Raw genomic sequence first — 16,115 nt, 5'->3', positions numbered from 1 at the left:
TCAATGCAGGTTCGGCTGGGTGCCCACACCCGCCTCGTCGATTGGGAAGCCGCGCTCGAAACGATCGAGCCTGAGCGCGCGCGCCACATGATGGCTCTCGCCCTTGGCGATCAGGTGGGCGAAGCAGAAACCGGAAGCCGGCGTCGCCTTGAAGCCGCCGTAACACCAGCCGCAGTTCAGGTAGAGGTTTTCGATCGGCGTGCGGTCGATGATCGGCGAACCGTCCATCGACATGTCCATGACACCGCCCCATGCGCGCAGCACCCGCACACGCGAAAGACCGGGGATCATCGTCACCCCCTCCTCCATCACATGCTCGGCCGTCGCGAGGTTGCCGCGTTGCGCATAGGAGGAATAGCCGTCGATCTCCGCGCCGAAGACCAGGCCGCCCTTGTCGGACTGCGAGATATAGAAGTGCCCGGCGCCATAGGTAATGACGTGGTCGATGCAGGGCTTCAGGCCCTCGGTGACGAAAGCCTGCAGCACATGGCTCTCGATCGGCAGCTTCAGCCCCGCCATCTCGCCGACACACGAGGTGTTGCCGGCAGCGGCGAGCGCCAGCTTGTTGCAGCCGATGAAACCCCTCGTCGTCTCGACGCCCGTGACGGCACCGTTTTCCCGGCGGATGCCGGTGACCTCGCAGTTCTGGATGAGATCGACGCCGAGCCGGTCCGCGCCGCGCGCAAAACCCCAGGCGACGGCATCGTGGCGCGCCGTGCCGGCGCGCTTTTGCAGCAAGCCACCCATGATGGGGAAACGCGCATGCTCGAAATTGAGGAAGGGCAGCATCTTCTTCAGCGACTCGCGGTCGAGAAGTTCGGCCGCCACACCTTCCATCATCATGGCGTTGCCGCGGCGGATATACTGATCGCGCTGGCCGTCATTGTGATAAAGGTTGATGATGCCGCGCTGCGAGAACATCACATTGTAATTGAGCTCCTGCTCCAGCCCTTCCCAGAGCTTCAGCGAAAACTCGTAGAACGGCTCGTTGCCGGGCAGCATATAGTTGGAACGCACGATGGTGGTGTTGCGCCCGACATTGCCGGAGCCGAGATAACCCTTCTCGACCACCGCGATGTTGCGGATACCGAATTCCCGGGCGAGGTAATAGGCCGTCGCCAGCCCATGCCCGCCGCCACCGACGATGATCACGTCGTAATGCGGCTTCGGCGCCGGCTCCCGCCAGGCGGGCGTCCAGCCTAGGTTTCCGGCAAAGGCTTGCTTGAAGATCGAAAGGGCGGAATAGCGCATGCAGAATCCTGGATCAGTCGCCCCACATTCGCATATGCAGCACAAACAGCAAGGCCGGCGGCGTCTTGCCGCACCGGAAACTTTCCGCGTGCAATGGCGAGGCGCGGCATTTGCTTTCGCGCGGCACCGCGTCTAAGGCATGGGCAAGAAACGGCAGGACGAGACGCATGCAGCCAGACAGGACAGAGCTGAAGCAGGTGATGGAAAGCGCAGCCCTTGCCGCCGGGCGCGCCATCATGGCCATCCATAGCGCCGGGGCGGACGTGCACTACAAGTCGGACCGCTCGCCGGTGACCGCCGCGGACGAGGAAGCCGAACGGCTCATTCTGGAGGCGCTCGCGCTGCATTTTCCGACAATCCCGGTGGTTGCCGAAGAGGCCGTCGCCGCCGGCAGCGTGCCGGATATTTCCGGCGGCACCTTCTTCCTCGTCGATCCGCTCGACGGCACGAAGGAATTCATTGCCGGCCGCAGCGAATTCACTGTGAATATCGCACTGATCCGCGATGGCGCGCCGATTGCCGGCATCGTCTATGCGCCTGCGCTGTCGGTGGGTTTCGTCGCCGAGGAGGATCGGGCGGAGCGTTTCGAGGTGGCCGACGAAACCACGATTTCCCGGCGTCAGGCCATCGGCTGCCGCAGCCGCGGCAATGCGCTGACGGCGGTCGCAAGCCGCTCGCACGCCACGCCGGAAACCGCGCGTTTTCTCGACGACCACGGCATCGATGCCTGCACGGCGATCGGCTCTTCGCTGAAATTCTGCCTTGTCGCGGAAGGGCTTGCCGACGTCTATCCGCGCTTCGGCCGCACCATGGAATGGGACACTGCGGCGGGCGACGCCGTGCTGCGCGCCGCTGGCGGCATGACCCACACGCTGGACGGCAGCCCCCTCCTCTACGGCAAGACCAACCAGGCCAGCGACGCAGACTTCGCCAACCCGAATTTCATCGCCGCCAGCGCGGATTGGCGCACGGACCCGGCGGCGAACACAAAATAACCAGATTGCTCGACGAGGAATGCGCGCCGATCGCAAAGGCACCGGTTGAAGGAGGCTTATCCCCTTCTTTCCCGGCGGATGCACGGTATTTCCCGCCACCGGTCGAATGCGGCATTTTTATTGTCTGTAAAGGCAAATTCGAATAAGTTGCGGCGACAAGCATCGAGGCGACAAACCAGTTTGCTGTTGGAAAAGAGTGAGCCGACGTGAAAGATGAAAACGCGCCCGTCGCGGCGGAAACCCCGACCCACGTCGACGACCAGACGAGCAGCCTGCTCGATCTCGCCAAGAAGCGCGCGCAACAGCGCCTTGCCGACCAGAAAATAGTGAAGATGAAGCAGGCGCCGAGGCGCAGGGCAGAGCCCGCGATCGACGACGAGGAAACCCTCCGGTCTCGCGTGGAACCGCGGGTTCGCAAGCCCGTCGACATTACCAAGAGCGTCCTGACCCTGCCCGATATGCCCAAGCAGAAGAAGGAGCGTCCTTGGGCGCTCATTTCCTTCGTGCTGGCGGTCATCGTTCCGACGATCCTGAGCGGGCTCTATTACGTCTTTGTTGCGACCCCGCAATATGTGGTCGAGACGCAGTTTGCCGTTCGCGGCGCGCAGCAGGCGTCCCTCAATGCGCTCGGGCTGACCGGGCTCGTCGGCTCTGCCGCCCAGGCGGGCGATTCCTACATCGTCTCCGACTACATCCATTCCTCGCAGATCCTGCCGGATATCAAGGAGCAGACGGGCCTCGACATCCGCACGATCTATTCGCGCCCCGCAATCGATTTTCTCTATCGCGAAAGCGATACGAGGCCCCTCGACGAGTTCCGCGATTACTGGCGGGACATGGTCGAGATCAGCTACAATTCGACCACCGGCAACGTGACGATGCGCGTCTTCGCCTTCTCGCCGACGGACGCAAAGCAGGTGGCGGATTCGGTCCTCACCGTTGCTGAAAACCTGGTCAACACGCTTTCCGACAAGTCCCGCAGGCAGTTCATCGAGGTTGCCAACCATCAGGTTGCGCGCTCGGAAGAACGTCTGCGCAACATCCGCAACCAGATCACTGACCTGCGCATCACCGAGCAGGCCGTCGACCCGACGGCCGTCGCGACGATGGAAGCAACCATCATCAGCTCGCTGGAGCAGGAACTGGCCTCGCTTCGCACCCGCTACAAGGCCCTGGTCGATTCGATCAGCAAGGATGCGCCCTCCGCCCGCGTCATCGAGCGACAGATCAGCGCGCTCGAGGCACAGCTCGTCGAACAGCGCAACCGGATCAGCGGCGAGAACGAGAGCGACGATCCCACCAGCAAGACGACGCGCAGCGGCCTGGATGGCGGCCGCGCACTGCCGGCGATGATCGACCGCTTCACCGAACTCGGCGTCGAGCAGGAATTCGCCGTCAAGGCCTATACGACCTCACTCGCCGCGCTGGAAACGGCTATGCAGGAGGCCCAGAAGCAGGAGCGTTATTTCGCGGTCTACGTGCCGCCGCGGGAGCCGGAAATCGCGCTCTATCCGCTCGGCGCCGTGAACACGGCCATCGTCCTTGCGGCTGCGGCGTGCCTGTGGCTCATCGGCTACTTCGCCTTCCGATCCGTGAAGGATCACGCGATCTGATCGCGCTGCAGAAACGAGTGGCGTCATGGCCCTGCTAGCAGAAAAACCCCTGAGCTACGCCCTGCGCGAGAACGCGCGGGTGATCTCCGCCCTCGTCGTGCGCAGCGCTGTGACGCGATTCGGCGAAAGTCGCCTGGGTTTCGTCTGGATTCTCATCGAGCCCGCCGCCTATATCGGCATCTTCCTGCTGATCCATGCCGGCATGAAGGCGCAGATTCCCTTTGGCGACAACGCGCTGCTGTTCATCCTCGCCGGCGTGTTCGGCTTTCGCATGACGCGCGGCATTTCGCGCAAGACGGAGCGCGCGATCTCCAACAATCAGCCGATGCTGACTTATCCGCTCGTGCGTCCCCTCGATACGATCATAGCGACCTTCCTGCTGGAATCGACGATCTGGCTGATCATCTGCGCCCTGTTCATGTGGGGGCTTGCGATTTCGCTCGACCGCGACGTCATCGTCTATCCCGGCGAATTCACGGAATGCATGTTCGCGATCCTCTATTTCGCCTTTTCCTATGCTGCCTTCAACGCGATGGCGGGGTCGCTCATACCGCGTTACGACACGTTCATGAGCATGGTGAGCATGCCCCTGATGCTGCTGTCCGGCGTCTTCTTCATGCCCGCTGAAATGCCGCCGAGTTTTCAGGCCGTCCTGTGGTGGAACCCTTTCATGCATTGCGTGGAATGGTTCCGCACCTCCACATATCTCGATTACAACGCCCTTCTCAGCAAGTCCTACCTGCTTGGTCTGTCGACCGCACTGCTGACCTCAGCGCTCATCTTGGAACGGGTTTTCCGCAGCAGGATTATAAGCGCATGATCATCTTCGACAATGTCAGCAAGGCCTACCCTCGCCCCGGCGGCGGCAAGAAGATTATCCTCGACCGGTTCACCGCGGCCTTCCGTCCCGGCACCAATGTCGGCATCCTCGGGCGCAACGGCGCCGGCAAGTCCACGCTGATGAGCCTGATCTCCGGCGGCGAAATGCCGGATTCCGGGCGCATCCTGCGCGAGGGCAAGATTTCCTGGCCGCTCGGCTTCAATGGCGGCGTGCACAGCAAGCTGACCGGCGCCCAGAACACGCGCTTCATCGCCGATATCTACGGCAAGAACCGCAACCACGTGCTGGATTTCGTTGCCGACTTTTCCGAGCTTGGCGCCTATCTCGACATGCCGGTCAAGACCTATTCCGCCGGCATGAAGGCGCGGCTCTCGTTCGGCATCTGCATGGCGATCGGGTTTGAATATTACCTGATCGACGAGGTGATTGCGGTCGGCGATTCCACCTTCAAGCAGAAGTGCAAGGACGTCTTCGACGAACGGCGCGAGAACGCCACCCTGCTCTTGGTCTCGCATTCTTCCGGCCTGCTGCGGTCGTTCTGCGACATCGGCGGCGTCATGAACAACGGCCAGCTCACCTTCTACAATGACATTGAAGAAGCAATCGAGGTCCACGAAGAAATCCTTCGCACCTCTTCGGCCAACCAGCGCCGTTCCGCCTGAGTTTTTCTAAGAAATGCAAACGCCACAGCCGTCGGGGAGCAAACCCCGAGGTTCTGAATAGGCGTGTCTATGAAGGATCAGCCGGCTTTATTGCGATTGCGCGAGCAGGGGCAGGACATTGCTGGCCCGGGGAAGCTGGCCGGCGGCCCGCGCCTCCTCGTCCATGGCGCGAAGCTTTTCTAGAAGCGAATTGGTCGCGACCTCGATGCCCTCATAGGCGTAATAATCGCCAGGATGCAGGCATTGCTGGGCAATCCAGTTGAGGTAATCGCGCCGCAACGCCGCCGAGCCGACATGGCCGGACGACCAGAAACTATCGAGCTCGATGCCCTTGTTGACGCAGAAGGCGAGCGAGGGATGGCGGTAGAAGGCCTGCCCGAGAACGGCAAGCGGAATGCCGTGCTGAAGCGCCGATAGGCCGGACGTGCTGTTGATCGTCACCATGCCCGCCGCGTGCCGCGTCATCAGGCCGAGCGAACCGCTATCGAGAATGTGGATTCGGTCGGAGACATTGTTCAGCACGCCCACCTGACGGATGAACTGCTTGTCCTGGCTGTGTCCACGCTCCATGGGGTGGATCTTGAACACCAGCTGATGGGTCGGCGGCGCATTTCGCGCGAAGGACACGATCGTCTTGAGGATGAGCTTCTGGTTGTTCCAGCCGCTCGCGGCAGCACCAAGTTGGCTGTCATCGTGCACCTGCAGCGGCACAAGGTAATATTTCTTGTCGTGATGCTCCAGCAACCGTTCCATGCTGCGATAATTGCTGCCGAGGTTGCGGAACTTCCGGTAATAATTCTTGACCCAGTAGAAGGCCTCGGGCGCCAACGACCGCTTGTGCTTGTGGAACAGCTTGCGCTCGCTCAGCGTCGAAAAGATGCCGCGCACGGAGAAATAGGTGAAGGCATAGGTCGCCATCGCGCCGAAGGACGAGGGATAATTCGTCGTCCGCGGGCGCTCCCGGCGCTTTTCCTCATCCTTTTCGGAGGGCAGCAGGCCGGCGATCGGCGAACGCCAATTGTTGCCGCCGGTCTCCATGGTCACGAAGCCGGGACGGATGTAACCTTCTTCCAGGCTGAGAACGGGGATGTTCGCAGCAGCGCATTGCTCGATCGCGATCTTGTGGATATCGCGTTCGCAGCCGAAGAGAACCACATAGTCGAAGCCATGCTCGCCGACGATTTCGGTGAACCAGTCGCGCCAGACGTCCGCGGTGCCGGAAAAATGCAGGATCTTGTTGCCGCGGGCAAAAAGCCTGTCGCCGGCATTGAAACAGATGCGCCAAGTGTCGAAGCCACTATCGTTGAGCAGCGCCTGGGCCTTGCGGAAGAACGGGCCGACCGGACCCTGCAACAGGAGCACGCGCGGCGCACTCTTGGAGGGAAAGCGCTTGGAAAGTTTGCGACGCAGCGACAGATTGATCAGCCGGGATCCACGCGCAGCACCATTGGCTTCGGCGTCGGAGCGGCCAACCTTCATATCGTTATCATGCTGTACGCTCATGACAGGTCGGCTCTACTCAAAATGTGATGCTGGGTAGAATGGTATTCGCACAAAGGCGCCGTTTTAGCAACCACATCTACTCTATTCCCCGATTTTTGCCGCCAGCCCCTCGACTGGCAGATACCCGCATCCTGAGGCGACTCGGACCGTCCCACGGTTTCGAGCCAAGTTTACCGCAACCGCGAGTCGCGAAGCAACACCCCGACACGGTTGATTTGTTGCGCCGCACACAAAAAGAGCTTCTGCGCCAGTCCGGGCGATTTCAAGGCGCCGGCGGAAATTTCTTCCACCAGGTCCTCCGGCCGGCATGGCAAACCGCTCAGCGGGTGCACATAGAGCGGGTAGAGAATCAGGCTCGCGGCGACGAGCGTCTCCAGGTCAATGTGGCGCGTCCGGCGAGGAATGGGTAGACGATCGTCGGTAAGCCCCCAGCCCGCATAGAACGGCGCGCCATGAACGCCGACGGCCTTGCCGCGCAGCAACGCCTCGAAGCCGGCAAGCGAGGTCATGGTCTCGACCCGGTCCGCCCAGCCGATCCATTGCAGGATATCCCCGCTGCCGACGGTGAGATCGGCTTCCTGCGGCTCGTGGCCGCCGTCACGCACCCCGGAAACCACATCCGGATGCGCCTTGTAGACGATGAAGGCTTGGGGAAAGAATGCGCGCACGGCAGCCACCAGCGCGGCATTGGAACGAACCTCGGGGGAACCGTAGCGGATGGAGGCGTCCTTCTCCACCTGCCCCGGCACGAGAATTTTGGTCCGCCCTTCGGCCACGACCGGCAGCTCGGCGTCCGTCCCGAGATTGTATTTGGAAACGCCGCGCTGGATCAGCAGGCGGACGAGATCGCGCGCCCGGACCTTGAGGCTTTCATCGAAGTCATTATGGGCGATCAGCGCTTCCAGCCGGCTTTCGCCGCGCGCATCGTAATAGACATGCTCGCCATCGAGCGCGACAGAGGACGGCATCGTCAGGTTGACACCGAGACCCCGCGAACGAATGAAGCCGTCTTCGAGCCGGATGGCCGGCACGTCGGCGGGCAAAGCCGCATCGCTGCCCCAGACGGCGACTATCCCCTCGGCCGCCCGCGCGGCTGCCGAGGCGGCGTCCAGCGAGCGTGCATGCACCGGCCCACCGGCCATACCCTTCAGGAAGGGCGTCATGGCCCTACGCTTCCAGGGAGAAAATCCGGCGGTGAAAACCTTGCGCTCGATGCGCGCACGCTGGTCCCGCACCATGATTGCCTGCTGCACGGCATGTTCCGGCGTGCAAGGCTGGCGCGTGTGCAGGTCAAGATAGAGCGAATAGTCGATATAGGCGGCGTGAAAGACCTGCTCCAGCGAGGCCGGCGACCGCCCAGCGGACAGACCATTGTGATCGACGGTGAGGCCGCGGCCGGAATAATAGGTGGTGCCGAAACAATGGACCTCGCGGTCCGCCATCAGCGCCTCGAAGCCGAGCTGGCTCGACACGGTGTAGACACTGTCGGCCGCTTCCAGCAGCGGCCAGGGGTTCATGCGGCCGGGCACAGTGATCTCGATGCCCATGGCAGTCGCCGCCTGCTGCAGCAGGCTGCGGTTACCCGCCGCCGGATGCATGCGCACAACCAGCGTCTTGCCCGGATTGTTGGCGGCCGCATGCTCCAGCATGGCGCGGAAACTCGCAGCACTCGCCCCCGCCCCGGCAATCGAGGCATCGCCCGCCACCTGGTCGACGAGCAGCACGAACGGCCGGCCCACCGGCACGCCTGCGGCCGCGGGCGTGAGCAACGGGCTGTTGTTGTATTTCGACAGGCGCTCACGACGCAGCAGCGCCATCAGCCGGCGCGCCCGGTCGAGCGCTGCGGCATCGGTGACCGGCCGGGAGAGCAGCCGGTCGAGGCCGCTTGGATGGAGCGCATCGAAATAGATGCCGTCCCGGTCCACCACAAAGGAATGGCTCGGCTCTCCCTGCCCCGGCGAGAAACCGCGCAGAAAACCGTCTTCGAGGGTGATCACTTCCTTGCCCGAGCGCGCTGCAAGCCACGCGGCCCTGCGGCCGGAAGCCTTGCGTCCCCAGCCGATAAAACCGTCGATCCGGCCCGGCAGCGCGAAAGGCCACGCGACGATCTCGGAGTCGAGCAAGCGGGAAATATCGTTCCGCTGCTGCCAGAGACCGAAGGAAAGAAGCGCGTAGGTTTTGCGTGCCCGACCGGCCATGCAGCCCTCTAGAGTTTGTCAGGGAAAAGCGGGGATCGGTTTTCCCGAAAGGACAAAGAAAATAAAGAAACCTGGAGTCTGTCTGATTCAGAATGAACCAGACAGACTCCAGGGTCAAAACTCGATCAACCGACATTGAACGCGGTGGACGCTGGTTAAAGCAGATCCGCCGTACGCTGGATATTGTAGGCCGCGGTCGAGCCGCTGGAGACGATCGTCAGGAACTTCGCGAGGTCCGTGGCGACATGGCGCGCCAGATAGACGACGTCCTTGTTCCGCACGGGGAAGTTCTGCGCGACGATGTAGCTCTGCGTCGCGCCCAGATCGAGGCGATAGACGATCGGATAACGGCCTTCCGAATCCGGCATCATGCCGCGCGAGATCAGGTCGCGGAACCGGTCGTCGCCGACGACGCTGCGGTAGACGCTTTCATCCTCGTAACGGAAGACGAAATAGCCCTTCGGGTCCGCCGTCGCGACATTGCCGCCGCCGGCAAGTGCTGCCGCCTCGACGAGGCTGAGCTTGGCCGCATCGAACGGGATCTTGCCGCTCTTCTTCGTCTGGCCGAGGGCTGCGAAGGTCTGCGGATCATAGGTCAGGTAGATTTGGTCGTCCGGCTTGACGTAGATGTCGTCCTTCGGACTGTCGATGACCGACTGGAGCAGCACGCTGCGCGACTTGCCGCCGCGCTTGAGGGTCACATAGGTGTCATAGGACGGTTTGGCCGCACCGCCCGCCATGGCGATCACTTCGCTGAGACGCTGGCCGCTGAGGCCAAGCGGCACGATGGCCGACTTGTTCACATCGCCCTGGATGGACACGGTGCGCGAGGCATTGCCGGCAAGCGTGACGATCACGTCTGGCTCGACGGCCTTGGCCTTCAGCGCATCGACGATCGTCGCGCGCGCCGAATCGATCGTCATGCCGGCAAACCGGACAGACCCGACATAGGGGATCTGGCCGTGGCCATCCGGCTGTACGATGACAGGAATGGTCGTCGACTTGCGCTCAGCCGTGGAGAACAGGCCGTCCGGTCCCGCTTCGAAGATCGTAACATCCACGCGGTCGCCGATACCGATGACCGGCGTGCCGCCACCGCCGCCGAAGCCGAACGTGCTGGACAGGCCGAGGCGCGTGGCCGCGCTGACGCTATTGGCAACGCGCTGGTCGACGCTCACCACGTCGAAGATCAGCTTCGTCTGGGGAATTTCGTAAGACTTGCCACCGGCGCCGGCGGACAGGACCTCGTGGGTCAACGGACCATCGCTGGGAACGACACATCCGGCCAGCGTCAACAGGCAACCCGCCGCGAGAACACGCACGAATGCGTTCAAACCCTTGCGCGGCCTGTTCACGTCTTCAATTACGATCATCACACTGCATTTCCCTTCGACCGTGCCACACAAGGCACGGGGCAAGAGCCAGCCGCTTGCCACGACAGGGCGCCATAGACATGCAGTTCCAACGTCTCGTCAAGTCCCATGACCAAACCTTGTCCCACCCATGCGGCCCCCGCCGATACCATGGAGCAAATCCCTTGCACATTCGTTACGGCCTGAAAAGACGCTTCCCCCTTTGGCGTTGAAAATCAACTTTTTCCACGGGCTTTTTCACAGCGGGTGCGGCAAAAAAAACGCAATCTCCCTTGCCTGCCCATGCGTCAAAACATCGCCGCGAAAAGCCATGACGGTGGAGATGGGCGAAAATATGAGGCGACTCATGCCGCCTCCTGGGGTTCGGCTTCGGGCGGCGGGGCGGCCTCTGCCTTTTCCGACGGCTTGATGCGGAACCAGGCGATGTAGAGGGCGGGCAGGAAGAGCAGCGTCAGCACGGTGCCGACGATGATGCCGCCCATCATGGCATAGGCCATCGGCCCCCAGAACACCTCGCGCGAGATGGGGATGAGTGCAAGGCTCGCCGCCGCCGCCGTCAAAAGGATCGGCCGCATGCGATGTTCCGTCGCCTCGCGCACCGCATCCCACGCATGCATGCCCTCCCGCCTCAGTTCCTCGATCTGCACGACGAGGATGACGGAGTTTCGGATGAGGATGCCGATCAGCGCCAGCACACCCAGGATGGCGACGAAGCCGAGCGGTGCGCCGCTGCTGAGAAGGGCCACGACCACCCCGATGAGCGCCAGCGGCGCCACCGCGAAGACGAGGAACAGCCGCGAGAAACTCTGGAGCTGCACCATCAGGATCGTCGCCATGGCAAACAGCATCAGGGGCACCACGGCCACGATGGGCGCCTGGCTGTCCGCGCTCTCCTCGACCGTGCCGCCCACTTCCACATGGTAGCCGGTCGGCAGGTTTTCGCTGAAGGCAGACACGTCCTTGTCGAGTTGCGCGACGATCGTCGCCGGCTGCACGCCACCGGTGATGCTGGCCTTGACGGTGATGGTGGGCTCGCGCGAGCGGCGCCAGACGACGGGCTGCTCCATCTCGTAGCGGAAGTTCGCGACCGCCGCGAGCGGCACTGAAGTGCCGTTTGCCGTCGGAAGCTGGAGCTGGCGCAGCGTCTCGATGGATTCGCGCTCGCCCGCCCGCGCCCGGCCGATGATGTCGATCAGGTAGACGTCGTCGCGGACCTGGGTGACGGTCGTACCGCCGACGACGCCGTTCAGCGCCGAGGCGATGTCCTGCGAGGTGACGCCCAGCTGCCGGGCCTTGTCCTGCAGCACATCGACCTTCACCACGCGGGCCGGCTCGTTCCAGTCGTAGACGATATCGCCGAGCCGGTCGTCCTTGCCGATGAGTTCGCCGAAGGCGAGCGCATGTTTGCGCACCTCTTCGATATCCGGGCCGCTGACGCGATACTGGATCGGCCGGCCGACCGGCGGGCCGATGTCGAGCAGCTTGACCAGCGCATCCGTGCCGACGAAGGTTTCGCGCAGATAGGCCTGGAGATCGGCCCTGAGGCGATCGCGCGCCTCCAGGTCCTTGGCGACGATGACCGTCTGGCCGAAGGCCGGCGACGGCGGCTGCACGTCGAAGGAGAGCAGGAAGCGCACCGCGCCCTGGCCGACATAGGACGACCAGCGCTCGATATCGGGATTGCCCTTGAGCTTCTCCTCCTCGAACTTGGCGATCTGCGCGTTGGTCTCGGCAATCGAGGCGTTCTGCGGCAGCGACCAGTCGACGATGAGTTCCGGCCGGTCGGAAGACGGGAAGAACTGCTCCTGCACGAAGCGCATGGCGAAGACCGACAGGCCGAAGACCAGAACGGTCGCGACGATGGTCGTCCATTTCCAGTGCATGCAGGTATCGAGCAGGCGCGCGAAGGTGCGGGCGAACCAGCCCTTCTGCCCATGGAGGTTCTTCATGGTCTTCGGCAGGATCGCGACGCCAAGCAGCGGCGCGAAGACCACCGCGACCACCCAGGACACGACGAGCGAAATGGCGATGACGACGAAGAGGCTGAAGGTGAATTCGCCGGCCGCACTGTTGTTGAGGCCGATCGGGATGAAGCCCGCCACCGTCACCAGCGTGCCGGTGAGCATGGGAAAGGCGGTGGACGTATAGACATAGGTGGCGGCCTTGCGCAGCGTATCGCCCGCCTCCAGCCGCGCCACCATCATTTCCACCGCGATCATCGCGTCGTCGACGAGCAGGCCGAGCGCGATGATGAGGGCGCCCAGCGAAATGCGCTGCAAGGATATGCCGTCGTAATACATGAAGACGAAGGTGATCGCGAGCGTCAGCGGAATGGAGAGCGCGACGACGAGGCCGGCGCGGATGCCCAGGCTGACGAAGCTGACGGCGAGCACGATGATGACCGCCTCGAACAACGCCCGCGTGAAGCCGGACACCGCCTCCTCGACCACCTTGGGCTGATCGGAAACGAGATGCACGTCGACGCCGATCGGCAGATCGTGCGAGAGAAGCTCGATTTCCTTCTCCACGGCCGCGCCGAATTCCAGCAGGTTCGAGCCCTGCTTCATGCCGATGGCAAGCCCGATCGCCGCCTCGCCGTTGAACCGGAACAGCGCCGATGGCGGGTCTTCGTAACCGCGGGTGATGGTCGCGATGTCGCTCAGCCGGAAGAAGCGGTTGTTGACGCGCAGATTGACGTCGCGAAGGCTGGCCTCTGAGGAGAACTGCCCGCCGACGCGCACGCTGACGCGCTCGCCGCCGGCCTCTACCACGCCGGAGGGCGCGATGGCGTTCTGCGCCTGGAGCGTCGAGACGACCTGCTGCGTGGAGATGCCGAGGGCCGCGAGCTGGCGCGTCGAGAATTCGAGGTAGATCACCTCGTCCTGCGCACCCACAAGATCGACCTTGCCGACATTGGGAACGGTGAGGATTTGCCGGCGGGCGTCTTCCACATAGTCGCGCAGCTGGCGCGAGGTCAGGCCATCGGAGGTGAAGGCGTAGATATTGCCGAAGACGTCACCGAATCGATCGTTGAAGGCGGGGCCGACGACGCCGGACGGGAAGTCGCCGCGGATGTCGTTGATCATGTTGCGCACCGTCACCCAGGTCGGCCCCACGTCCCGCGCACGCGTCGTCGGCTTCAGGTTGACGAAGATCAGCGTCTGGCCGGGCGTGGTGATGGAGCGCGTGAAATCGAGCGATTCCAGCTCTTCCAGCTTGCGCTCGATGCGCTCCGTCACCTGCAACGTCGTTTCTTCCACCGAGGCGCCGGGCCAGGCGGCGCTGATCGTCATGATCTTGATGGTGAAGGAGGGGTCCTCCTCGCGGCCGAGATTCTGGTAGGTGAAGAAACCGAGCAGCGCGAAGACGATCATGAAGTACCAGACGAGCGACGAGTGATCGAGCGCCCAGTCCGAAAGGTTGAATTTCTTCATAGGCTTGCCCCGTCTTCGATTCTGACTTTCTGGCCTTCTTCGAGGCTGTTCACCCCGGCGGTGACGACACGGTCGCCATCCTTCAGCCCGCTCGCCACCTGGAGATAGCGGTTGGCGGCAGCACCCGTCTCGATGGGCGCGAGATGAACTTCGCCCTTGCCGGCATCGACGAGCCAGACATGCGGCTTGCCGTCCTTCAGGAGCACCGCCGTCTCGGGGATCATGATGGCCGTCAGGTCCGGCCCCTCCAGCTCGGCGGTGATCGTGGTGCCGAGCCGCACCGTCTCCGGCGGGTTCTCCAGCGCGATCTTGACGCGGCGCGTGCGGGTTACGGCATCTGCGGAGGGTGCGACTTCGCGCACCGTGCCCATGACCTTCACCGCCGGATTGATCTGCAACGACACCGCAAACCGGCTGCCGATCGCAATTTTTTCCGCCGTCTCCGGAATGTCGACCACGGCATCCCGCTCATCCGGCCGCGCGACCGTGACGATCGCCTCGCCGGGCGAAACGGTCTGGCCGACCTCGGCGCCCGTGGCGACCACGACGCCATCGAATTCCGCCAGGATGCGGGTGTAGGACAGCTGTTCCTCCGCCTTCACCAGTGCGGTGCGCGCCCTGACCAGCCCGGCATCCGCCGCCTCGCGCGACTGTTCAGCGCTTTCGACGGCGGCCTGTGCGGCGGCATTCGACTGGAGCAGCGTCTTCTGCCGCTCCTCGGTCGCCACAGCACTGGAAAGCGTGGCTTCGGCGCTGGAAAGCTCGGCGCGCGCCGAGCGCACCGCAAGCTCATAAGCCGTCGCGTCGAGCACGGCGAGCGCGTCGCCCTTCTTCACGAGATCGCCGACATGCACCGTGCGCGAGACGAGACGCCCGGCGACGCGCGAGCCGAGGGCGGCCTGTACCTTCGCCTGCACCACGCCGGCAAACCGCGTGCCCGGCAGCGCGGTGGGCGTGACGACCAGCGACAGGACCGGCCGCGGCGGTGCGGCGGCCTCCTCTTCCTTTTGGCAGCCGGCAAGCGCCGTCGCGGCAAGCACGACGGTCGTCAGCAGGATGGATGTCCTCATGGCGCGGCTCCTTCGGTCGCGGTGATGGTCTGGCCGGGCCGGAGCAGCTTCGTCCCATCGGACACGTAGGTCTCGCCCTCCTCGATGCCGCCCGAAATCAGCGCCGCGCCGGTCTCGAAGGACATGACCTCGACCGGGCGCAGATCGACCGTGTTGTTCGCCTTGTCGACGATCCATAGCGCCGGCTTGCCATCGGTGCCCGAAAGCGCCTGCCAGGGCACGACCGCGACCCGCCGCGGCGCCAGCGACCCGACGCCGACGACGGAGGCCCCGAGCGTCATTTCCGGTGGCGTCTCGGCCATGGCGATCTTGACGCGCACCGTGCCGGTCTCCGCGTCGATCGTCGGCGAAACCTCGCGCACCCTGCCCTCCGTGCGCACGCGGTCGTCGCTGAGCAACGTGATGACCACGCCGTCCTCGGAGGGCTGCGAGAAGAACAGCGATTCGTAGACCTCGAAGACCGCGTCGCGCGGGCCGTTGTCGGCGATGGTGAACATGGTCTGCGCCGCCTGCGCCACCTGGCCGCTTTCGGCAAGCCGCCCGGTGACGATGCCGTCTGCCGGTGCGCGCAGCTCCGTATAGGACAGCACTTCCTTCGCCGTATCGCGCTGGGCGATCGATGCCTCGCGCGCGCTTTCCGCCGTGCGCAGCGCCGTTTCGGCATCGTCGAAATCGCGCTGCGTGCTGATGCCGTCATTCAGAAGGGATTTCTGGCGGTCGAAATTGGTGCGGGCGAGCTTGAGCTGCGCGTCTGCGGCGCGCACGCCGGCCTCCGCCGCTTCGACATCTGCCCTCTGCTCCTCGGGGTCGAGCCGCGCGAGCACCTGGCCTTCCTTCACCGCGGCGCCGACATCGACGAACCAGCCGGTGATGCGCCCGCCGACGCGGAAGGACAGATCGGTTTCCACCCGCGCGACGACTTCGCCCGTAATGGTGATCGTCTGCTCGCGCTCCTGGAATTTGACCGGCGCGACATGCACCGGCCGTGCGGCGCTATCGGCAAACGCCGGCCCGGCAGTGGCGGAGAACGCCAGCATCGCCAGCATCATCCCGCCTGACAGGACCAGCGATCGCGGCCCCGAGACAATCGGCGATCTCAGCATTGTCGTCCCCACCCTTGCAGATAACCCATTTAATATGGGTCCTCATTATATCGCGAAGATCAGACTGACAAG

11 protein-coding genes are annotated in these 16,115 nt (G+C 63.6%); 4 read left to right on the top strand and 7 right to left on the bottom strand.

The window, feature by feature from the left end:
* The gene (locus tag AC1Q6Z_RS02525; RefSeq protein ID WP_492646613.1) at positions 1-1,251 is read right to left on the bottom strand and encodes a sarcosine oxidase subunit beta family protein; all 1,251 of its coding nucleotides are present in this window, start codon (positions 1,249-1,251) and stop codon (positions 1-3) included.
* Between the two features lie 188 nt (positions 1,252-1,439).
* On the opposite strand from AC1Q6Z_RS02525, the gene cysQ reads away from it, so the two are divergent.
* From cysQ to AC1Q6Z_RS02505, 4 genes are all read left to right on the top strand, one after another.
* A complete protein-coding gene (cysQ, locus tag AC1Q6Z_RS02520; RefSeq protein ID WP_492647233.1) occupies positions 1,440-2,246 on the top strand; it encodes a 3'(2'),5'-bisphosphate nucleotidase CysQ in 807 nt (268 codons plus the stop codon).
* 206 nt (positions 2,247-2,452) lie between these two features.
* Positions 2,453-3,859, top strand: a complete 1,407-nt coding sequence (locus AC1Q6Z_RS02515) for a KpsE/RkpR family capsule polysaccharide export protein (protein ID WP_492646612.1) — start codon at positions 2,453-2,455, stop codon at positions 3,857-3,859.
* A 25-nt stretch (positions 3,860-3,884) separates the two neighbouring features.
* Positions 3,885-4,679, top strand: a complete 795-nt coding sequence (locus tag AC1Q6Z_RS02510) for an ABC transporter permease (protein WP_256121054.1) — start codon at positions 3,885-3,887, stop codon at positions 4,677-4,679.
* Complete coding sequence (locus AC1Q6Z_RS02505; RefSeq protein ID WP_256121053.1) at positions 4,676-5,362, top strand: ABC transporter ATP-binding protein; 687 nt, start codon at positions 4,676-4,678, stop codon at positions 5,360-5,362. Before AC1Q6Z_RS02510 ends, AC1Q6Z_RS02505 begins: the two co-directional genes overlap by 4 nt.
* 87 nt (positions 5,363-5,449) lie before the next feature.
* Here AC1Q6Z_RS02505 and AC1Q6Z_RS02500 read toward each other — a convergent pair whose 3' ends face one another.
* The 6 genes from AC1Q6Z_RS02500 to AC1Q6Z_RS02475 form a co-directional block, all read right to left on the bottom strand.
* On the bottom strand, positions 5,450-6,841 hold the full coding sequence (locus AC1Q6Z_RS02500) for a capsule polysaccharide biogenesis protein (RefSeq protein ID WP_492646611.1): 1,392 nt from the start codon (positions 6,839-6,841) through the stop codon (positions 5,450-5,452).
* A gap of 194 nt (positions 6,842-7,035) precedes the next feature.
* On the bottom strand, positions 7,036-9,063 hold the full coding sequence (locus tag AC1Q6Z_RS02495) for a capsule polysaccharide biogenesis protein (protein WP_492646610.1): 2,028 nt from the start codon (positions 9,061-9,063) through the stop codon (positions 7,036-7,038).
* Positions 9,064-9,218: 155 nt separating this feature from the next.
* Positions 9,219-10,436 (bottom strand): polysaccharide biosynthesis/export family protein, encoded by a 1,218-nt coding sequence (locus AC1Q6Z_RS02490; RefSeq protein ID WP_256121049.1) that lies wholly within the window; start codon positions 10,434-10,436, stop codon positions 9,219-9,221.
* A 344-nt stretch (positions 10,437-10,780) separates the two neighbouring features.
* Positions 10,781-13,870 carry an efflux RND transporter permease subunit gene (locus AC1Q6Z_RS02485; RefSeq protein ID WP_492646609.1) on the bottom strand — a complete coding sequence of 1,030 codons (3,090 nt, stop codon included), beginning with the start codon at positions 13,868-13,870 and terminating at the stop codon, positions 10,781-10,783.
* Positions 13,867-14,940 (bottom strand): efflux RND transporter periplasmic adaptor subunit, encoded by a 1,074-nt coding sequence (locus tag AC1Q6Z_RS02480; protein WP_492646608.1) that lies wholly within the window; start codon positions 14,938-14,940, stop codon positions 13,867-13,869. The genes AC1Q6Z_RS02485 and AC1Q6Z_RS02480 overlap by 4 nt, the downstream gene beginning before the upstream one ends.
* Positions 14,937-16,043 carry an efflux RND transporter periplasmic adaptor subunit gene (locus AC1Q6Z_RS02475; protein ID WP_492646607.1) on the bottom strand — a complete coding sequence of 369 codons (1,107 nt, stop codon included), beginning with the start codon at positions 16,041-16,043 and terminating at the stop codon, positions 14,937-14,939. The genes AC1Q6Z_RS02480 and AC1Q6Z_RS02475 overlap by 4 nt, the downstream gene beginning before the upstream one ends.
* Positions 16,044-16,115 lie beyond the last annotated feature (72 nt).

The sequence above is a fragment of the Shinella sp. GW835-FHT14H05 genome (genome assembly GCF_058793575.1).
This window is presented reverse-complemented; position numbering and strand designations above follow the sequence as displayed.

Bases quoted from the DNA above. Each gene is read 5' to 3' on its own strand.
- AC1Q6Z_RS02525 (WP_492646613.1), bottom strand. From the start codon at position 1,251: ATGCGCTATTCCGCCCTTTCGATCTTCAAGCAAGCCTTTGCCGGAAAC.
- AC1Q6Z_RS02510 (WP_256121054.1), top strand. From the start codon at position 3,885: ATGGCCCTGCTAGCAGAAAAACCCCTGAGCTACGCCCTGCGCGAGAAC.
- AC1Q6Z_RS02505 (WP_256121053.1), top strand. From the start codon at position 4,676: ATGATCATCTTCGACAATGTCAGCAAGGCCTACCCTCGCCCCGGCGGC.
- AC1Q6Z_RS02500 (WP_492646611.1), bottom strand. From the start codon at position 6,841: ATGAAGGTTGGCCGCTCCGACGCCGAAGCCAATGGTGCTGCGCGTGGA.
- AC1Q6Z_RS02495 (WP_492646610.1), bottom strand. From the start codon at position 9,063: ATGGCCGGTCGGGCACGCAAAACCTACGCGCTTCTTTCCTTCGGTCTC.
- AC1Q6Z_RS02490 (WP_256121049.1), bottom strand. From the start codon at position 10,436: ATGATCGTAATTGAAGACGTGAACAGGCCGCGCAAGGGTTTGAACGCA.
- AC1Q6Z_RS02485 (WP_492646609.1), bottom strand. From the start codon at position 13,870: ATGAAGAAATTCAACCTTTCGGACTGGGCGCTCGATCACTCGTCGCTC.
- AC1Q6Z_RS02480 (WP_492646608.1), bottom strand. From the start codon at position 14,940: ATGAGGACATCCATCCTGCTGACGACCGTCGTGCTTGCCGCGACGGCG.
- AC1Q6Z_RS02475 (WP_492646607.1), bottom strand. From the start codon at position 16,043: ATGCTGAGATCGCCGATTGTCTCGGGGCCGCGATCGCTGGTCCTGTCA.